An 18,410-nucleotide genomic window follows, 5' to 3' on the forward strand; every position below is an offset into this window, starting at 1 on the left:
GTCTTTATTTATGGGGAACCATCAGGCCCGCAGGCGCCTTTTTCGTCATTAATCCCAGCTCAGAATCACTTTGCCGGACTGACCCGAACGCATCGCGTCGAATCCCTGCTGGAACTCATCAATGCTGAAACGGTGGGTAATGATCGGTGAAAGATCCAAGCCAGACTGGATCAACGCCGCCATCTTATACCAGGTTTCAAACATCTCCCGACCATAAATCCCTTTGATAAACAGCCCCTTGAAGATGACCTTAGTCCAGTCGATCGACATATCGGACGGCGGAATACCCAGCATCGCAATACGGCCACCGTGATTCATGGTGTCGAGCATCGTGCGGAACGCAGGCGGCGCGCCGGACATCTCCAGACCCACGTCGAACCCTTCCGTCATGCCCAGTTCTGCCATCACATCCGCCAGATTCTCTTTGGCGACGTTAACCGCGCGGGTAACCCCCATTTTGCGCGCCAGCTCGAGGCGGTACTCATTCACATCGGTGATAACCACATGGCGTGCGCCAACGTGTTTTGCCACCGCCGCAGCCATAATACCAATCGGGCCTGCGCCGGAGACCAGCACGTCTTCTCCCACCAAATCAAAGGAGAGCGCGGTATGCACCGCGTTACCAAACGGATCGAAAATCGACGCCAAATCATCCGAAATATTGTCGGGAATTTTGAAAGCGTTGAACGCCGGGATCACCAGGTATTCGGCAAAACAGCCCGGACGGTTGACGCCCACACCGGTGGTGTTACGGCACAGGTGTGTACGCCCGGCGCGACAGTTACGGCAGTGGCCGCAGGTAATGTGGCCTTCACCGGAAACGCGATCGCCAATTTTAAAGCCTTTCACTTCCTGGCCGATGCCCACCACTTCGCCGACATATTCATGGCCGACCACCATCGGCACAGGAATGGTTTTTTGCGACCAGTCGTCCCAGTTGTAAATATGAACGTCAGTGCCGCAAATCGCGGTTTTGCGGATTTTAATCAGCAGATCGTTATGACCAACATCCGGCTCCGGTACGTCGGTCATCCAAATGCCTTCTTCCGCTTTCAGTTTGGATAACGCTTTCATTTCACGCCCTCAGGCAATCACACCCAGTTGTTTACCAATGCGGGTAAAGGCAGCAACCGCACGCTCAATTTGTTCAGGCGTATGCGCCGCAGACATCTGTGTGCGGATGCGCGCCTGACCTTTCGGCACCACCGGGAAGAAGAAGCCGGTGACGTAAATCCCCTCTTTTTGCAGCTCACGCGCGAAGTTTTGTGCCACCACCGCATCGCCCAGCATCACCGGGATAATCGCGTGATCTGCACCTGCCAGTGTGAAACCTGCGGCGGTCATTCTTTCGCGGAACAAGCGGGCATTGGCCCACAGGCGATCGCGCAGCTCAGCGCCGGACTCGAGCATTTCCAGCACTTTAATGGACGCCGCAACAATGGCTGGCGCCAGTGAGTTGGAGAAAAGATACGGGCGGGAACGCTGACGCAGCCACTCCACCACCTCTTTACGCGCCGCGGTGTAACCGCCAGACGCGCCGCCAAGCGCCTTGCCCAGCGTGCCGGTGATGATGTCCACGCGCCCCATCACGTCGCAATATTCATGCGTACCGCGACCATTCGCGCCAACAAAACCGACCGCATGAGAGTCATCGACCATCACCAGCGCGTCATATTTATCCGCCAGATCGCACACGCCTTGCAGGTTGGCGATCACGCCATCCATCGAAAACACGCCGTCGGTCGCAATCAGCACATGACGCGCACCCGCTTCACGCGCCTCTTTCAGGCGGGCTTCCAGCTCCTGCATATCGTTATTGGCGTAGCGGTAACGCTTCGCCTTACACAGACGCACACCATCGATGATAGAAGCGTGGTTCAACGCATCGGAAATGATGGCATCTTCCGCGCCGAGCAGCGTTTCAAACAGGCCGCCGTTCGCATCGAAGCAGGAGGAATAAAGAATGGAATCTTCCATGCCGAGGAAGTCGGCCAGCTTCTTCTCCAGCGCTTTGTGGCTGTCCTGCGTGCCGCAGATAAAGCGCACCGACGCCATACCGAAGCCGTGGCTGTCCATGCCGGCTTTCGCGGCAGCAATCAAATCAGGGTGGTTGGCAAGGCCAAGGTAGTTGTTGGCGCAGAAGTTAATAACATGGTCACCGTTCGCCACGGTGATATCAGCCTGCTGGGCTGACGTGATAATGCGTTCTTCTTTAAACAACCCTTCCGCACGTGCGGTTTCCAGGTCGTTCGTTAACTGTTTATAAAAATCCCCACGCATCGCAATTCTCCAGACTGGGCAAATTTCGGCACATATTACCGAAAGGTATACGGTGATACGAGATGACACAGCATCCATTCTTCATTTTGTAGCATAAATCACGCATAGCCATATCGTTCACTGGGTGAATGGCTGAAGGGTCGTCAATGTGATGATATGATAAGAGACATTAGTGTCTGAGATCGTCTCAACGCTCCACTTTTCAAAGGTACAGTTATGATCATCGTGACCGGCGGCGCGGGTTTTATCGGCAGTAACATCGTTAAAGCCCTGAATGATAAAGGCATCACCGATATTCTGGTGGTGGATAACCTGAAAGACGGCACCAAATTCGTCAATCTGGTCGACCTGCACATTGCCGACTACATGGATAAAGAAGATTTCCTGCTGCAGATTATGTCTGGCGAAGAGTTCGGTGATATTGAAGCCGTATTCCACGAAGGTGCGTGCTCATCCACCACCGAGTGGGACGGCAAGTATATGATGGATAACAACTATCAGTACTCCAAAGAGCTGCTGCATTATTGCCTGGAGCGCGAAATCCCGTTCCTGTACGCCTCTTCAGCCGCGACTTACGGCGGGCGCACCTCGGACTTTATTGAATCCCGCGAATACGAAAAGCCGCTCAACGTTTACGGCTACTCAAAAATGCTGTTCGACGAGTATGTGCGCGGCATCCTGCCGGAAGCGAATTCCCCAATTGTCGGCTTCCGCTACTTCAACGTTTATGGCCCGCGCGAAGGGCATAAAGGCAGCATGGCGAGCGTGGCATTCCACCTCAATACCCAGTTGAACAACGGCGAAAGCCCGAAACTGTTCGAAGGCAGCGATAACTTCAAACGCGATTTCGTCTATGTTGGCGACGTGGCGGCGGTGAACCTGTGGTTCTGGGAAAACGGTGTTTCCGGTATCTACAACCTGGGCACCGGTCGCGCAGAATCTTTCCAGGCCGTTGCCGATGCGACACTGGCTTTCCACAAAAAAGGCAGCATCGAATACATTCCGTTCCCGGACAAACTGAAAGGCCGCTACCAGGCGTTTACCCAGGCGGATCTGACCAACCTGCGCGCGGCGGGTTACGACAAACCGTTTAAAACCGTCGCCGAAGGCGTAACCGAGTATATGGCCTGGCTGAACCGCGACGCGTAAGTATGAAAATTTTGGTCATTGGCCCGTCCTGGGTCGGCGACATGATGATGTCGCAGAGTCTTTATCGCACGCTTAAAGCGCGCTTTCCCCAGGCGATAATCGATGTGATGGCACCCGCGTGGTGCCGTCCACTTTTATCACGCATGCCGGAAGTCAACGAAGCGATCCCCATGCCGCTCGGCCACGGTGCGCTGGAAATTGGCGCACGCCGTAAGCTGGGCCACAGCCTGCGCGAGCGCCGTTATGACCGCGCCTATGTGCTGCCCAACTCGTTTAAATCCGCACTGGTGCCGTTCTTTGCCAACGTGCCGCACCGCACTGGCTGGCGCGGTGAAATGCGTTACGGCCTGCTCAATGATGCCCGCGTACTGGATAAACAAGCCTGGCCGTTAATGGTGGAGCGCTATGTGGCGCTGGCCTATGACAAAGGCGTGATGCGCTCGGCGAAAGATCTGCCTCAGCCGCTGCTGTGGCCGCAGTTGCAGGTTAACGACAGCGAGAAATTACAAGTTTGCGCGGCGTTTGATCTTTCTGCAGAACGTCCGATGATTGGCTTTTGCCCCGGCGCAGAGTTCGGCCCGGCCAAACGCTGGCCGCACTATCACTATGCCGAGCTGGCAAAGCAGTTAATTGACGAAGGCTACCAGGTGCTGCTGTTTGGTTCAGCAAAAGATCACGAAGCGGGCAACGAGATTCTGGCCTCGCTGAGCACCGAGCAGCAAGCCTGGTGCCGCAATCTGGCCGGCGAAACTCAACTGGAGCAAGCCGTTGTGCTGATTGCAGCCTGTAAAGCGGTGGTCACCAATGATTCCGGTTTAATGCACGTCGCCGCCGCGCTTAACCGCCCGCTGGTGGCGCTGTATGGCCCAAGCAGCCCGGATTTCACTCCGCCGCTGTCGCACAAAGCACGCGTGATCCGCCTGATTTCCGGCTACCACAAAGTGCGCAAAGGCGACGCCGCTGAAGGTTATCACCAGAGTCTGATCGACATTACCCCGCAGCGCGTGCTGGAAGAGTTGAACGCGCTGTTGCTGGACGCGGAAGGATAATCGATGCGGGTATTGATCGTTAAAACCTCGTCGATGGGCGATGTGCTGCATACACTGCCCGCGCTTACCGACGCCGCGCAGGCGATTCCCGGCATCCGTTTTGACTGGGTGGTGGAAGAGGGCTTCGCCCAGATCCCCTCCTGGCATGCAGCTGTTGAGCGCGTTATTCCGGTGGCGATTCGCCGCTGGCGTAAAGCCTGGTTCTCCGCGCCAATTGCGGCCGAGCGTAAAGCCTTTCGTCAGGCGGTGCAGGCCGAGCAGTACGACGCCATTATTGATGCGCAAGGGCTGGTGAAAAGTGCAGCGCTGGTCACCCGGCTGGCGCACGGTGTGAAACACGGCATGGACTGGCGCACCGCGCGCGAGCCATTAGCGAGCCTGTTTTACAATCGCCGCCACCACATTGCTAAACAGCAACATGCGGTTGAGCGCACCCGCGAATTATTCGCCAAAAGCCTCGGTTATACCAAACCGCAAACGCAGGGCGATTACGCCATTGCACGCCACTTTGCCGTCGCTGACGCAGCGCGTTCGCCATATGTTGTGTTTTTACACGCCACCACCCGCGATGATAAGCACTGGCCGGAAGCGCACTGGCACAAATTGATCGAACTAATGCAATCAACCAGTATCCATATTAAACTGCCGTGGGGCGCGGAACATGAACGCAAACGAGCTGAACGGCTGACTGCGGATTTTTCCCATGTAGAGGTTCTGCCTAAACTTTCTCTGGCACAGGTTGCGGCAGAACTTGCCGGCGCACAGACGGTGGTTTCCGTCGATACAGGGCTAAGCCATTTAGCCGCAGCCCTCGATCAGCCCAATATCACACTATTTGGTCCAACTGATCCGGGATTAATTGGCGGATATGGTAAAAATCAGCATCAGGTGGTAAGTCCAACAAAGCGGATGGAGGATATAACAGCGGAAGAGATTTTCACTCTTCTTCAGAGCCACCAGCCACTGTCTGACAGAGATACCTAACCAATGAGTTATATTTTTTTGCTGATTTTATTACTGCCGGTGAAAATAATCGGCAAGTTATTTCGTAAGAAAACTGGGCGAAATCTGGTCATTCAAACGGCTAAAATCGGCGATTTTGTTAACGTAACACCTTTGCTTGCGTATTTGCAGAAAAGCGACGTGTTGTTGAGCCGGAGCGTCAGCATGCTGGCAATGCATGATGAAACCGTTGAAGAGGTTTTTTTCATTGAGCAGCACAAGCGCAATCTGTGGCAAAAACTCAGTTTCGCTTGCCATATTATGAACCGCTATGACAATGTCTATCTGCTGCAACCCAATAGCTCAAACCTGTTCTTTGCCGCGATCTGTAACGCCAGTAATAAGCAGTTTCTCAGCACCTATGCGCGTAAATGGTATCACTGGATCTTCTATGCAACGGCAGATGGCATCGTTCATCATGGAAAAATGACGCTGTCTGTCACGAATTATCTTCAGCTCGCTGATCGTTCTCTTTCCTGGGAAATGTCCCCCAAGCACGCGACTAAACCGCTTTACAGGCCTGCAGTCTATCCGGAAATCCTTGATAAACCTGATGTGATTCGTATCGGCATTAGTATTTCCGCCGGTAATAAAGCCAAAACAGTTCCTCCTGTTATCTGGAAACGAATTGTTGACTGTCTGGAAAATTTACCCTGCGTGTTTTACGTTTTTGGTGCATCTAATGAACAATCCTGGATGGATGACATTACTGCGGCCTACGGTAATTTTCCCCGCTTCATTAATATGATAGGAAAAGTCTCGCTCGAGGAATTACCTTGGGCTATCTCCAAAATGGATTGCTACATTGCCTCGGACTCGGGGAATATTTATATCGCAGATGCTGTGAATGTCCCGGTAATTTTGCTATTCGGGCCATGCTGCCATTATGAACAACGTCCTTTAGGCAAGACCCTTTTGATTGGTAATGATAACAATATTTGTTCCTACGTTTTTGAAACGCAATACTACTTCTCGCAAGGTCGTGAGGAATTATTTGCCATTACCGATATCTCGCTTGAGCAGATTGAACAATTTGTTCGTGAATTACCAAAAGCCAGCGCATTATTAAATATTCGCGCCTCACAAGGTAACTGAATCTATGGCTTTTCTTAGCGTAATCATTGCAGCGCATAATGCCGAAAAAACACTTCCCGCGACCCTTGAGAGTCTGCTTGCGGCAATCAATACTTGTGAAGATATTGAAGTGATTATTTTTAACGATGATTCACAGGATGCTACACAAGCCATTGTTGACGCATGGGAAGATAAATTACCGCAGGTAATTACCCGGAAAGTAAGCTACCGCAATATTGGCCAGGTCCGTAATAGTGCTATTTCTTTGGCCACTGGTAAGTATATCACCATGCTCGACAGTGATGACCAACTGAAACCTCATAGTCTACGAGATGCGGTAAAATTCCTGCAAGCACAGAAGCCAGATATATTGTTGACGCGTTTACTAGAAATTCGCGATACCCGGAAAATTTCCCCTTCATGGCATGGTTTTAATCCGATCCAGCTATCCACAAATAATGCCGTGCGCCGTTTCCTGCTACATAAAGATTTCCAGGCCCATCTTATCGGGCAATTTATACTCCGAGAACTGTATAACAGCAACCCAATTCCTTCGATGGAATGTTACGAAGATTTCGCCGTATTTCCAAAAATATTAATGCAGGCTAATAAAATATTTTACCAACGCCAAGGGCATTATTATTACATCAAGCGTAACAACAGTCTCTCCAGTATTTTGAGCGCCAGCAAAATCGCGTCACTGATAGAGTGTACTTTACAAATGGAAAAAATCTTTCCACACCAATTCCGTCATTTAATTAATTGCCACTGGTTTGATATCTATATCAATCATAAGAGGTATCTTTCTGATGAACAGTTGCACATTGTAAAGCAGCGTGTGAATGACCTTTATTCTTTCTCGTTTTATCTATCCCGTGACGTTCGTTTCAGCTATAAAAAAAGGGTTGTTGAGGCATTATGGAAAAAGTAAGAGTACGGCTTTACTATTTAACACTTATTTTAGCATTTGCCTCGGTGGCACTTGCCCTTTTCAATTCAAGCACGCAGAGAGAGTGCTTTTATATTGCCGTATACGTTAGTATTATTGGCTTACTGATTGAATATAAACGACTTTCTCTGCACCCCTTCAGTATTGCACTGCCTGTTTTACTTATCGGCGTGTTAAACCTTGTATGGTATTTTATTTTTGAAATTCAAACCGAAGGTATTAATAAATATAGCGACTACCTTGGCGCGAGTAAGAAATTAATACTAGCAAGTTTGTTGATTTTCTATATTGATAGATTTAAATCCTATATTACCAAAGAAAGCTTCCTGAAATATTTCATGTTCGCTACCGCAACAGGCCTTACCCTGGCAACGAGTTATGGCCTGTGGCAGGCCTCGCAGGGAGCGGATCGTGTTATGATGGCTATTAATCGTCCTACGGTGTCCGCATATGTATATTCCGCTCTCTCGTTAGCATTTATTTATAGTCTCTATTTACAACAAAACAAAAAACTCTACGTATTGGCTGGAGTCACCCTTCTACTTTCCTGGTTCGTTATATTGTTAACAGGGACACGAGCGGCTATTGGGTTGTATTTAATCTTGGCTATTGTGCTAACACTCTTTCATTTTCGCAAAATTCACCTTAAATCTTTGGCAGTATTTTTCTGCATAGTGGCAGGTATTTTTGTCATAAGTTATAAGCCGTTGATCGCCCCTAAAATTGCACAAACGCAATCTGAGATTGCGGATTACCAAAAAGGCCAGGATAGCACTTCACTTGGTGCTCGTTTCTCCATGTGGATTATTGGCATAAAAAACGGCAATATGCATCCGTTAGGACAATCTATCGAGAGCAGGGAAGTTTGGTCGAAAAACTATGTACAAGAGGGGCATCCACATCTCGCAGCCTCACTCCAGTATATTAGAATTCACTTGCATAATGAATTTATCGAGAAATATTCTCTTCAGGGCATTCCAGGGCTGTTGCTACTCTTGTTCTTTTTTATCTCCGTCATTTATTATGCTATTCGCAATAATAACGGACTGTTGCTTACAACATCTTTGCTTCTGCTGTTATATGGGATGACGGACGTCATACTGCTCAGTTCAGAAGCGGTGTTATTTTTTATGACAATTTTTGCATTATCTACACCTTTTACTCGTACGAAAGAGGAACGATAGAAAATGCCTGCCAAAAATCCCCTTCGTAAAGTAAAAAGCGCATAGTTTGCAGCTTTTATGGTCTGGGTTCGGTACTTCATCGGACTCAGACCTTTTGTTAAGCCTATCGGGATGGAACAACAGATAAAGCGTTTCAACCTGCAAGGAGAACGACGTTACATCCGTTATCTGTGTTGTCATTCACCTCTGTCATCGTATTGAATTGCTTTGCCATGAGACATCGACTTACTAAGCTGATGCCAAGCTTTAAAGTACAATTTCAAATCGAACTTTAATTCTGCTGCTGGTAAAATTCAGCAAGTGTCATACCGCGCGCTCTGCCAGCAAGCCATTCAAATAACTGTTCTAGATCTCGATATAGCCCTTCGATCGCAGCCTGATCCTTAAAAGTTGGACTACCGCCAGGCATAAATTCCGATGAATGCAGCATAAATTCCACGTATTCATTACCTTGCTGCAGGCTTTTTTGCGCAACATAAATCATCTGTGCTGCATTTCCACCGGAAGGACGAAGCCAGTTGACCGACGGCGAACGGTATTTACCGCGCAATCGATCATAGCCCTGCTTCATTACGTTGAGCCATGCAGGATGTTTGTATTGAATGCTCATCGGAACCTCGAGCAACGAACTGGTTCCGGCCTTAGAAATATCATCAACATCAATAAAGTATGCATGCTGCGGGAAATGTTGATAGTCCGTACCGCCTGAACCTTGCGGAGCGCCTTTAGCGTTACGCCAGTTCACTCGCGGCGTAACAGAGCAGTCAACCTGGTAACCCAGTTCGATGAGCAATTTTGCGTAGTGACTGTCAAACGCCCAACGCCCGGCACGATGACTCAACATTTTTGTACTAAACGTATCCTCCAGCAATTGCGTCATAAAATGGACTTTTTCGCGCATTACCGCCAGTGGATATTCAATCAGATAGGGTTGCCAGCGCCAGTCATCCCCCGTCAAGTCATGATCGGGGGGGCTATTCCAGGCATGAAGATGCATCCCGACTTCGCCCTGACCGCGAGCAATAACATCCTTTGCAAATTCAACAAATGCCGGCGCCGTTGCCATTTCATAATTTGTTAGCCACACGGGTTTAAAATCGAAGCGCTCACACAGCGACTGGAAACGTGCCAGATAGCGCGCGTTTTCTGTTTTGATTTCGCTGCGATTTTGCCAGAGGTTATCGCCCTCTGTATCGATAGTGATGATAAACGCTGGTTTACCCATATATAGCCCAAGTAAAATAAAGGTCAGCGCTATGTTACGCACTCTCTTAACAATGAGTAAACCCTTACGGATAAAATCCTGAGAATATGGAGAAAGAGTGCAAGACAACACCGGGTCTATTAGAATTGCAGGCAGGTTGTTGCCGATAAGACGATGATGAATAATTTACTTAATACGCCCAATTTACGAATTTTACTGATTAAGCTTCGTCATCATGGTGACATGTTGCTGACAACACCAGTAATACACTCGCTTCGCCAACGTTTGCCAGAAGCGCAGATTGATGTACTGCTTTACGAAGAGACACGCGACATGTTGGCAGCGCATCCAGCGATTAATACTATTTATGGTATCGATCGCAAATGGAAGCAGTTGGGTACACTCAAACATTTGCAAAAGGAGTGGCAACTGCTGCGTGTTCTCAGAGATCAGCATTACCATCTGGTGATAAACCTTGCAGATCAATGGCGTAGCGCTATCGTTACCCGCTTTACCGGCGCTCCCGTTCGCCTTGGATTCGGCTTCAACAAACGCAAAAAAGCCTTTTGGCGCTTCTGCCATACGGAACTGGTTTCTGTTGCAAACCACAATGTAATGCATACCGTTGAGCAGAATCTGTCCATCCTTACTCCCTTTTCCATTGCTCCCGTTTCACATGTGACCATGAGTTACAGTGCGGACGACTGGAATTTCGCTCAACAAAAGCTGACAGCACAAGGCGTCGGAGACTGCTACATCGTTATTCAGCCGACATCCCGCTGGTTCTTTAAATGTTGGGACGAAAGCAAAATGGCGCAAACTATCACTGCGCTGCAGCAGGCAGGCCGTTTCATTGTGTTGACGGCCGGGCCGGATAAGAAAGAGCTTGCTATGGTCGACAGAATCCTCAGCGCGTCACCGCAAACCGGTGTTGTCTCTCTGGCAGGCCAGCTCTCGCTGCGTCAGCTTGCTTCACTGATTGATCATGCCGACCTGTTTATCGGTGTCGATTCTGTTCCCATGCATATGGCCGCTGCACTGCAAACACCTTGCATAGCGCTTTTCGGCCCTTCCAAGCTCACTTTCTGGTCACCCTGGCAGGTTAATGGCGAGGTTATCTGGGCAGGTGATTATGGGCCGCTTCCTGATCCCGACGCTGTTGACACGAAAACCAGCGAACGTTATCTCGACGCGATACCGGTCGGTGCGGTTGTCGCTGCGGCGAAGAGGTACCTTGCATGAAACGTCATCGTCTGGCTATTGTTCGACAAAAATATCGTCCTGATGGTGGCGCGGAGCGCTTTGTCTCGCGGGCGCTTATGGCGCTTGGGAATCAGGATCTTGAATTAAACGTTATTACCCGAGAGTGGCAGGGGGAGCAACAGGACGACTGGCATATCCATATATGCAACCCCGTCAAATGGGGACGTATTAGCCGGGAAAGAGGGTTTGCTAACGCTGCGCGTGCGCTATGGCAAGAGCAGCAATTTGATATCGTTCAGAGCCACGAGCGTATTGCAGGTTGCGATATTTATCGTGCCGGTGATGGGGTGCATCAAAGGTGGCTCCAGCAGCGTTCGCGAATCCTTCCCGGGTGGCGTGCAAAAATGCTGATGCATGACCGCTACCACCGCTATGTTATGCGCGCAGAACAAGACATGTACCAATCGTCTGAGCTTAAAGCAGTCATCTGCAATGCGGAGATGATTAAGCGAGAGATTGTCGAAGATTTTGGCGTTGACGCAAATAAGATTCACGTCATTTATAATTCAATAGATTCCAGCCGTTTCATTCCAGCAGACAACGCGCAGCGCAAGGCGTTGCGTAAGCAGTACGGACTACCAGCAACTGCAACTGTTTTATGTTTTATTGGATCGGGTTTTGAACGAAAAGGCCTCGCCGCGGCAATTGAGGCGATAGCAGGCACGACAGCTTATCTTATTGTTGTAGGCCAGGATAAAGCGGCAAGGCGTTATCAGGCGCTCGCCCAATCTCTTGGTTGCAAAGGGCAGATTAGGTTTATGGGTATGCAAAAAGAGACGTTGCCCTTTTATCAACTTTCCGATGCTCTGCTGCTACCAACGCTGTATGATCCTTTTCCTAACGTCATTCTGGAAGCAATGGCATGTGGTTTACCAGTTATCACTTCGGAGAGTTGCGGTGGCGCGGAATTTATAGAACAAGGCCATAATGGTTTCTTCTGTAATGCGCTTGATATTGGCAGTTTAAGAGAAGCGGTGATGTCCATTCCTTCACTTGAACATAATAATGAAATGGGCATGAAAGCCCGCGATAAGGTTAAGGACTCGACCCCAGGAAAGCTGTCAAGCCAGCTCATTTCGCTTTATCAAAATATTCTGGATTAATATGCGTATCCTGATGATCATTGATGGCTTGCCCGGTGGCGGCGCAGAGAAAACGGTTCTCACGCTCTCCAGCGGTTTAATGGATCTGGGCCACCAGGTCTCGCTTTTCTCACTGCGTAAAGTATGTGATTACCCGATCCCCGAAGGATTGGATTATCAGGTCGTCCAGGATAAGTGCAAAAAACCCTGGCGTAAGCTCACAGAGATACCTCGCAGGGCAAAATTGTTAGATGAAGCGATTACGGCGGCAGAGCGCAGTGGGAAATTTGATATTATTTTTTCCCACCTGCATAAAACCGACCGTATCGTTGCCCATAGCCGTGTGCTTGCTCGCGACAAAGTCTGGTTTTGTATCCACGGCATGTTCTCGTTCTCCTATCTTTGTCACCGAGGCGCTTTTTCGCGCTGGTTAAAGCACCTGAAGATTCGTCACACCTACGAAAACCGCAACGTAGTGGCTGTCTCGTCAGCCGTGCTGCACGATCTTTCCGACACGCTAGCAATTCCTTTACGTCGCAGTGAGGTGATCCACAACCCTTTTGACATTGACGCTATCCAGGAACTGGCTGAGCAGCCGTTTGAAATGCAGGGTCAGGACTACTTAATCCACGTTGGACGTTTCCACGAGCACAAAAGGCACGACCGTCTGCTACGGGCGTATGCTCTGAGCAAAATCGAATCACCTTTAGTCATGATGGGCAATGGCTCCGAGGAAAGGATTGCCCAGTTAATAGCGCTTGCAGAGAATCTGGGAATTTCTAATAGGGTCATATTCCGAGCCTTTGCACCTAACCCCTATCCCTGGATTAAGGGCGCCCGCCTTTTAGTGCTCAGTTCGGATTGTGAAGGGTTTGGGAATGTTCTGGTCGAGGCGATGATCTGCCAGACGTCTCCAGTCAGCACTAACTGCCCGGGCGGACCTGCGGAGATTTTGACGGGACAGCTTGCCCGGGGGCTTAGCGACTTGAGCGACGAGTCACTGGGAAAAACCTTGTCTGATATCTACAGCCATGATGCCCCGAACATTGATAGCGAATTAATTTCATCCTACGGTATTAACGCAATTTGCCAGCAGTATCTTGCGCTGGCGGAAGAGAATAAATAATTAGGTTTCATATGCAAATTTCAACACCAATATTAAGCGTGGTGGTCGCTGTTTATAACGGCGAAGCATTCCTCGACCAATTTTTCACCTGTCTTGCCGCGCAAAAAATCGACAACATGGAAGTGATCATTGTTAATGATGGCTCTACGGATGGATCTATGCAGATTGTTGAGCAGTGGCGCGATCGCCTACCGCAATTGCAGGTTATTGAGCAGGAAAATCTGGGTGTGTCAGTTGCCCGCAATACCGGACTTGCCCAGGCAAAGGGAAAATATCTCTCTTTTCCAGATATTGATGACATTTTTCAAGCCGGGATGTATCAGAGCCTGCTTGATATGGCCGTCGCCGGTAATCTAGATGTTGCAACCTGTAACGGCAATTATGTTTGGGAAAACAATAAAAAACCAACCCGCCCGATTTTTCCACCTGAAAAGTTACAATCAACGGATGTGCTGACTGGCCCTGCATGGTTTAAACAGGCTCTGGATTCTCGTAAATTTCTGCATGTTACCTGGTTAAATATCTATCGCCACGATTTCATTCGTCAACATGGATTTCGTTTCGAGCCGGGTCTTCGTCACCAGGATATTCCATGGACCACTGAGGTCTTACTTGCCGCAGAGCGCGTGCAATACACCAGCGAGCAATTTTACGATTACTACATCCATTCGGCTTCTGTATCGCATATGCCGGATACTGACGACACGCTTATTCGATCGGCGCGCCACTATATGAAGATCTTGCAAATGCTGGAGGCAATCAATCAGCGTTATGCAGATAAGGTAAAAAATATTCCGGCCTGCTACTGGCAGATAGCTAAAGAAGGGCTCGGTATCATCCATACCTTTGATAACATGAAGGATGAAGAAAAAAAGACGATGATCATCAGCGAGTTTTTCGAGAAAGGAATCTGGAAACTCATCTGGAAAAATGCAAAAAGTCTACGTTTGCGCTGGCGCCTTGGCCGCCGCTACTTCCGTTTAAAAAGGTATCTGGCATAAGGTATAGCTTTAGCCGCCCTAAATGCTTAGAATTTGCCCGCCGAATCTTAAAAAAACGGATAGTCGCTTGGAATTGTTGTATACCACCCTGCTTTACTTAATTCAGCCTCTGGTGTGGTTGCGATTATTACTTCGCAGCCGCAAAGCCCCTGCTTACCGCAAACGCTGGGCTGAACGCTATGGTTTTTGTCGTAACAAAGTGAAGCCGGACGGTATTCTGCTGCATTCCGTCTCCGTGGGAGAAACGCTGGCGGCGATCCCGCTGGTACGCGCGCTGCGCCATCGCTACCCTTCGCTGCCCATCACTGTGACCACCATGACGCCAACCGGCTCGGAACGGGTGATGTCTGCGTTCGGCAAAGACGTACATCATGTCTATCTCCCTTACGATCTGCCCTGCGCCATGAACCGTTTCCTCAATAGCGTTCGCCCGAAGCTGGTGATCGTGATGGAAACCGAACTGTGGCCGAACATGATTTCCGCGCTGAAAGCGCGCCAAATCCCACTGGTTATCGCTAACGCACGGCTGTCAGAACGCTCGGCAAAAGGTTACGGCAAGTTGGGCAAATTTATGCGCCGCCTGCTGAGCAAAATTACGCTGATTGCCGCACAAAACCAGGAAGATGCCGACCGTTTTCTTCAATTAGGCTTAAAGCGCAGCCAGTTGACCGTGACCGGCAGCCTGAAATTTGATATCTCCGTGACGCCAGAACTCGCCGCCCGCGCGATAACTCTCCGTCGCCAGTGGGCGCCACGCCGCCAGGTGTGGATTGCCACCAGTACACACGATGGTGAAGAAGCGATTATTTTACAGGCGCACCGCAAACTGCTGGAAACCTTCCCTGATTTACTGTTGATCCTGGTACCTCGCCACCCGGAACGCTTCCCGGATGCGCGCAATTTGACGCAGAAAGCCGGGTTCAGCTACACCTTGCGCAGCTCGGGTGAAATTCCATCCGGCAGCACGCAAGTGGTGATTGGCGACACCATGGGTGAACTGATGATGCTGTACGGCATCGCCGATCTGGCGTTTGTTGGCGGCAGCCTGGTCGAGCGCGGCGGCCATAACCCGCTGGAGCCCGCAGCGCACGCGATTCCCGTGTTGATGGGACCGCATACATTTAATTTCAAAGATATCTGCGCACGCTTGCAAGAAGCGGAAGGGTTGATCACCGTCACCGATGCGGATTCGCTGGTGAAAGAGGTTTCAACGCTGCTGACGGATGAAGATTACCGTTTATGGTATGGCCGTCACGCCGTGGAAGTGCTGCACCAGAATCAGGGTGCGCTGGTTCGTCTGCTGCAACTTCTGCAACCGTATTTGCCTCAGCGGAGCCACTAATGTCCAAACGCTTGTCGGTGGTAATGATCGCCAAAAACGCGGCGGATCTGCTGCCTGATTGCCTGGCATCTGTTGTCTGGGCCGATGAAATCGTGCTGCTGGATTCCGGCAGTAGCGACGACACGGTTGGCATTGCCAGCCGCGCAGGTGCCAAAGTCTTCACTCATACCGACTGGTCGGGTTACGGCGTACAGCGCCAGCTGGCGCAGCGCTATGCCAGCGGCGATTACATCCTGATGCTCGATACCGACGAACGCGTGACCCCTGAGCTCGCAGAGCAAATTCGTGCGACGCTCGCCGCGCCACAACCAGGCGCCGTTTACAGCATTGCCCGCCGTAACTATTTCCTTGGTCGCTTTATGCGCCACAGCGGCTGGTATCCGGATCGTGTTACCCGCCTGTACGAGCGCGAGCGCTATCAGTACAACGGCAATCTGGTGCATGAGTCGCTGGATGCGCCGCAAGCGCCGGTTATTGCGCTCAGTGGTGATTTGCTGCATTTGACCTGCCGGGATTTCGCCAGCTTTCAGCGTAAACAGTTCAATTACGCCACGGCGTGGGCACAGGAACGCCATCAGCGCGGTAAAAAAACGTCGCTACCGGGGATTTTCGCGCATACTTTGGGCGCATTCGCCAAAACGTTGTTACTGCGCGGCGGCGTGCTGGATGGAAAACAGGGCTGGCTGCTGGCGGTGGTAAACGCGCAGTATACTTTCAATAAATACACCGAGCTGTGGGCGCTGAACCACGGTTATTCAGAGAAAGAATAAGCGATGAGCACAAAAGCGATTTATCCCGGCACCTTTGACCCCATCACCAACGGGCATATTGATATTGTGACCCGCGCCGCCACGATGTTTGGTGAAGTGGTGTTAGCGATTGCCGCCAGCCCAAGCAAAAAACCGCTGTTTGACCTGTCAGAGCGCGTGGCGTTAGCGCAAGCAGCGACGGCGCATCTGCCGAATGTTTCCGTGGTAGGGTTCAGCGATTTGATGGCCAATTTTGCCCGTGCCCAGCAGGCAAACATCCTCATTCGCGGCTTGCGGGCGGTGGCGGATTTTGAATATGAGATGCAGTTGGCGCATATGAACCGCCATCTGATGCCGGAGCTGGAGAGCGTGTTTCTGATGCCATCAAAAGAGTGGTCGTTTATCTCTTCTACGCTGGTCAAAGAAGTGGCGCGCCATCATGGCGATGTCACCCACTTTCTGCCGCCAGACGTTCACCAGGCGCTGTTAGAGAAGCTTAAGTAAGCTTCTGGCTCTTATTTCTGGCATTGCCGGCAATAAAATGTTGAGCGCTGAGCATGCTTTGCGGCAATGACAGGCGTACCGCAAACGCGACAAGGCTTCCCTTCCCGACCATACACCTGCAACTCCTGAGCGAAATAGCCCGGTTTGCCGTCGCTTTGCAAAAAGTCTTTTAGCGTAGTTCCGCCCTGTTCAATAGAGCGCAGCAGCACCGCTTTGATCACCCGCACCAGGATTTCGCACTCCTGCGCCGAGAGCGACGACGCCAGCCGATCGGGATGGATCCCGGCGGCAAACAGCGATTCGCTGGCGTAGATATTCCCCACGCCGACCACCAGCTTGTTATCCATGAGCCAGGGTTTAATGGCGGTTTTCTTCTTCACGCATTTCTGCTGGAAATAGTCAGCGTTGAAAGCGTCGCTGAGCGGCTCCGGGCCGAGATGCGCCAGCACATTGTGACCTTCCAGCTCTTTCGTCCACAGCCACGCGCCAAAACGACGCGGATCGGTGTAGCGCAGCACTTTGCCGTTGCTCATCACCAAATCGACGTGGTCGTGTTTTTCTGCGGGTAAATCATGGGGAAGAATGCGCAGGCTACCGGACATGCCAAGATGAATAATGATCCAGCCGTCAGGCAATTCGAGCAGCAAATATTTGGCGCGGCGCTGAACACTCAGAACCGGTTTGTCGCTCAGGCTATGGATCTCTTCGGAAACTGGCCAGCGCAATCGCCCGTTGCGCACCACCGCATGAAGAATGGTTTCGCCAACGAGGTGCGGCTCAATACCTCTGCGGCTGGTTTCGACTTCGGGTAATTCAGGCATCTCGTCTCCGGTTTATGGATGGTCAGAAATGCAAAAACCCCGACAGTGCGGGGTTTTTGTTCAAGAAGACTAAAATTATTTGATTTTAGCTTCTTTGTACAGCACGTGCTGACGGACAACTGGATCGAATTTTTTCAGTTCCAGTTTTTCCGGCTTAGTACGTTTGTTCTTCGTGGTGGTGTAGAAGTGACCAGTACCAGCGGAAGAAACCAGCTTGATTTTCTCACGAATACCTTTAGCCATGATTTATATCCTCTAAGTACTTAGTACTTTTCGCCACGGGCACGCAGTTCAGACAGAACTGTATCAATGCCTTTCTTATCGATTACACGCATACCTTTAGCAGATACACGCAGGGTGACAAAACGCTTTTCGCTCTCAACCCAGAAACGGTGAGAGTGCAGGTTCGGCAGGAAACGGCGTTTAGTCGCGTTCAGTGCGTGGGAACGGTTGTTACCGGTCACCGGACGCTTGCCAGTAACTTGGCAGACTCGGGACATGTCTATTCTCCAAAAATCAAATTAGCTCGAGCTTCGTATGGGGTATCGGCGCCTCGTCAGGCTTTACAGCCCGGTCATCGCAGTTCTATGTGAACTCTCGATTGCCAGGCCCAAATGCCAAACCCGAGATT

At 50.5% G+C, this 18,410-nt stretch carries 19 protein-coding genes; 13 read left to right on the forward strand and 6 right to left on the reverse strand.

What is annotated here, in order from left to right; translation table 11 throughout:
- Positions 1 to 48 precede the first annotated feature (48 nt).
- Together tdh and kbl are read right to left on the reverse strand one after the other, a co-directional pair.
- Positions 49 to 1,074, reverse strand: coding sequence for an L-threonine 3-dehydrogenase (gene tdh, locus E0L21_RS19480; protein ID WP_131412392.1), 1,026 nt, complete (start codon positions 1,072 to 1,074; stop codon positions 49 to 51).
- Positions 1,075 to 1,083: 9 nt separating this feature from the next.
- Positions 1,084 to 2,280, reverse strand: a complete 1,197-nt coding sequence (gene kbl / locus E0L21_RS19485; protein WP_045507523.1) for a glycine C-acetyltransferase — start codon at positions 2,278 to 2,280, stop codon at positions 1,084 to 1,086.
- A gap of 216 nt (positions 2,281 to 2,496) precedes the next feature.
- Here kbl and rfaD point away from each other — a divergent pair, with 216 nt between their 5' ends.
- From rfaD to E0L21_RS19515, 6 genes are read left to right on the forward strand one after another with little or no spacing between them, the layout of a single operon-like run.
- Positions 2,497 to 3,429, forward strand: a complete 933-nt coding sequence (rfaD, locus tag E0L21_RS19490; protein WP_131412394.1) for an ADP-glyceromanno-heptose 6-epimerase — start codon at positions 2,497 to 2,499, stop codon at positions 3,427 to 3,429.
- Between the two features lie 2 nt (positions 3,430 to 3,431).
- Positions 3,432 to 4,478, forward strand: a complete 1,047-nt coding sequence (gene rfaF / locus E0L21_RS19495; protein ID WP_131412396.1) for an ADP-heptose--LPS heptosyltransferase RfaF — start codon at positions 3,432 to 3,434, stop codon at positions 4,476 to 4,478.
- Between the two features lie 3 nt (positions 4,479 to 4,481).
- Entirely contained in the window at positions 4,482 to 5,462 is a 981-nt protein-coding gene (rfaC, locus tag E0L21_RS19500) for a lipopolysaccharide heptosyltransferase RfaC (protein WP_131412398.1), read from the forward strand.
- A 3-nt stretch (positions 5,463 to 5,465) separates the two neighbouring features.
- On the forward strand, positions 5,466 to 6,575 hold the full coding sequence (locus tag E0L21_RS19505) for a glycosyltransferase family 9 protein (protein ID WP_131412400.1): 1,110 nt from the start codon (positions 5,466 to 5,468) through the stop codon (positions 6,573 to 6,575).
- 4 nt (positions 6,576 to 6,579) lie between these two features.
- Positions 6,580 to 7,485 carry a glycosyltransferase family 2 protein gene (locus E0L21_RS19510; RefSeq protein ID WP_131412402.1) on the forward strand — a complete coding sequence of 302 codons (906 nt, stop codon included), beginning with the start codon at positions 6,580 to 6,582 and terminating at the stop codon, positions 7,483 to 7,485.
- Complete coding sequence (locus E0L21_RS19515; protein WP_131412404.1) at positions 7,473 to 8,687, forward strand: O-antigen ligase family protein; 1,215 nt, start codon at positions 7,473 to 7,475, stop codon at positions 8,685 to 8,687. Before E0L21_RS19510 ends, E0L21_RS19515 begins: the two co-directional genes overlap by 13 nt.
- A 271-nt stretch (positions 8,688 to 8,958) precedes the next feature.
- On the opposite strand, the gene E0L21_RS19520 is transcribed toward E0L21_RS19515, so the two are convergent.
- Positions 8,959 to 9,912, reverse strand: a complete 954-nt coding sequence (locus E0L21_RS19520; protein ID WP_131412406.1) for a polysaccharide deacetylase family protein — start codon at positions 9,910 to 9,912, stop codon at positions 8,959 to 8,961.
- A gap of 153 nt (positions 9,913 to 10,065) precedes the next feature.
- Here E0L21_RS19520 and rfaQ point away from each other — a divergent pair, with 153 nt between their 5' ends.
- The 7 genes from rfaQ (at position 10,066) to coaD (ending at position 16,958) form a co-directional block, all read left to right on the forward strand.
- Complete coding sequence (gene rfaQ, locus E0L21_RS19525) at positions 10,066 to 11,133, forward strand: putative lipopolysaccharide heptosyltransferase III (RefSeq protein ID WP_131412408.1); 1,068 nt, start codon at positions 10,066 to 10,068, stop codon at positions 11,131 to 11,133.
- Positions 11,130 to 12,257: a glycosyltransferase family 4 protein gene (locus E0L21_RS19530; RefSeq protein WP_131412410.1), complete on the forward strand. Its 1,128-nt coding sequence runs from the start codon at positions 11,130 to 11,132 to the stop codon at positions 12,255 to 12,257. The genes rfaQ and E0L21_RS19530 overlap by 4 nt, the downstream gene beginning before the upstream one ends.
- 1 nt (position 12,258) lies before the next feature.
- Positions 12,259 to 13,362, forward strand: coding sequence for a glycosyltransferase (locus E0L21_RS19535; protein WP_131412412.1), 1,104 nt, complete (start codon positions 12,259 to 12,261; stop codon positions 13,360 to 13,362).
- A gap of 11 nt (positions 13,363 to 13,373) precedes the next feature.
- Positions 13,374 to 14,363, forward strand: coding sequence for a glycosyltransferase (locus E0L21_RS19540; RefSeq protein ID WP_131412414.1), 990 nt, complete (start codon positions 13,374 to 13,376; stop codon positions 14,361 to 14,363).
- Positions 14,364 to 14,430: 67 nt separating this feature from the next.
- Positions 14,431 to 15,705: a lipid IV(A) 3-deoxy-D-manno-octulosonic acid transferase gene (gene waaA, locus E0L21_RS19545; protein ID WP_131412416.1), complete on the forward strand. Its 1,275-nt coding sequence runs from the start codon at positions 14,431 to 14,433 to the stop codon at positions 15,703 to 15,705.
- Positions 15,705 to 16,475 (forward strand): glycosyltransferase family 2 protein, encoded by a 771-nt coding sequence (locus E0L21_RS19550; RefSeq protein WP_131412418.1) that lies wholly within the window; start codon positions 15,705 to 15,707, stop codon positions 16,473 to 16,475. The genes waaA and E0L21_RS19550 overlap by 1 nt, the downstream gene beginning before the upstream one ends.
- A gap of 3 nt (positions 16,476 to 16,478) precedes the next feature.
- Complete coding sequence (coaD, locus tag E0L21_RS19555; RefSeq protein ID WP_131412420.1) at positions 16,479 to 16,958, forward strand: pantetheine-phosphate adenylyltransferase; 480 nt, start codon at positions 16,479 to 16,481, stop codon at positions 16,956 to 16,958.
- A gap of 11 nt (positions 16,959 to 16,969) precedes the next feature.
- Here coaD and mutM read toward each other — a convergent pair whose 3' ends face one another.
- From mutM to rpmB, 3 genes are all read right to left on the reverse strand, one after another.
- The gene (mutM, locus tag E0L21_RS19560) at positions 16,970 to 17,779 is read right to left on the reverse strand and encodes a bifunctional DNA-formamidopyrimidine glycosylase/DNA-(apurinic or apyrimidinic site) lyase (RefSeq protein ID WP_131412422.1); all 810 of its coding nucleotides are present in this window, start codon (positions 17,777 to 17,779) and stop codon (positions 16,970 to 16,972) included.
- A gap of 75 nt (positions 17,780 to 17,854) precedes the next feature.
- Positions 17,855 to 18,022, reverse strand: coding sequence for a 50S ribosomal protein L33 (gene rpmG / locus E0L21_RS19565; RefSeq protein ID WP_003024094.1), 168 nt, complete (start codon positions 18,020 to 18,022; stop codon positions 17,855 to 17,857).
- A gap of 20 nt (positions 18,023 to 18,042) precedes the next feature.
- Positions 18,043 to 18,279 carry a 50S ribosomal protein L28 gene (rpmB, locus tag E0L21_RS19570; protein ID WP_002436699.1) on the reverse strand — a complete coding sequence of 79 codons (237 nt, stop codon included), beginning with the start codon at positions 18,277 to 18,279 and terminating at the stop codon, positions 18,043 to 18,045.
- Positions 18,280 to 18,410 lie beyond the last annotated feature (131 nt).

Origin of the sequence: Kosakonia quasisacchari (genome assembly GCF_004331415.1) — a bacterium.
GTDB lineage: Bacteria > Pseudomonadota > Gammaproteobacteria > Enterobacterales > Enterobacteriaceae > Kosakonia > Kosakonia quasisacchari.

Coding starts and splice junctions, on each gene's coding strand:
- tdh (WP_131412392.1), bottom strand. CDS start 1,074: ATGAAAGCGTTATCCAAACTGAAAGCGGAAGAAGGCATTTGGATGACC.
- kbl (WP_045507523.1), bottom strand. CDS start 2,280: ATGCGTGGGGATTTTTATAAACAGTTAACGAACGACCTGGAAACCGCA.
- rfaD (WP_131412394.1), top strand. CDS start 2,497: ATGATCATCGTGACCGGCGGCGCGGGTTTTATCGGCAGTAACATCGTT.
- rfaF (WP_131412396.1), top strand. CDS start 3,432: ATGAAAATTTTGGTCATTGGCCCGTCCTGGGTCGGCGACATGATGATG.
- rfaC (WP_131412398.1), top strand. CDS start 4,482: ATGCGGGTATTGATCGTTAAAACCTCGTCGATGGGCGATGTGCTGCAT.
- E0L21_RS19505 (WP_131412400.1), top strand. CDS start 5,466: ATGAGTTATATTTTTTTGCTGATTTTATTACTGCCGGTGAAAATAATC.
- E0L21_RS19510 (WP_131412402.1), top strand. CDS start 6,580: ATGGCTTTTCTTAGCGTAATCATTGCAGCGCATAATGCCGAAAAAACA.
- E0L21_RS19515 (WP_131412404.1), top strand. CDS start 7,473: ATGGAAAAAGTAAGAGTACGGCTTTACTATTTAACACTTATTTTAGCA.
- E0L21_RS19520 (WP_131412406.1), bottom strand. CDS start 9,912: ATGGGTAAACCAGCGTTTATCATCACTATCGATACAGAGGGCGATAAC.
- rfaQ (WP_131412408.1), top strand. CDS start 10,066: ATGATGAATAATTTACTTAATACGCCCAATTTACGAATTTTACTGATT.
- E0L21_RS19530 (WP_131412410.1), top strand. CDS start 11,130: ATGAAACGTCATCGTCTGGCTATTGTTCGACAAAAATATCGTCCTGAT.
- E0L21_RS19535 (WP_131412412.1), top strand. CDS start 12,259: ATGCGTATCCTGATGATCATTGATGGCTTGCCCGGTGGCGGCGCAGAG.
- E0L21_RS19540 (WP_131412414.1), top strand. CDS start 13,374: ATGCAAATTTCAACACCAATATTAAGCGTGGTGGTCGCTGTTTATAAC.
- E0L21_RS19550 (WP_131412418.1), top strand. CDS start 15,705: ATGTCCAAACGCTTGTCGGTGGTAATGATCGCCAAAAACGCGGCGGAT.
- coaD (WP_131412420.1), top strand. CDS start 16,479: ATGAGCACAAAAGCGATTTATCCCGGCACCTTTGACCCCATCACCAAC.
- mutM (WP_131412422.1), bottom strand. CDS start 17,779: ATGCCTGAATTACCCGAAGTCGAAACCAGCCGCAGAGGTATTGAGCCG.
- rpmG (WP_003024094.1), bottom strand. CDS start 18,022: ATGGCTAAAGGTATTCGTGAGAAAATCAAGCTGGTTTCTTCCGCTGGT.
- rpmB (WP_002436699.1), bottom strand. CDS start 18,279: ATGTCCCGAGTCTGCCAAGTTACTGGCAAGCGTCCGGTGACCGGTAAC.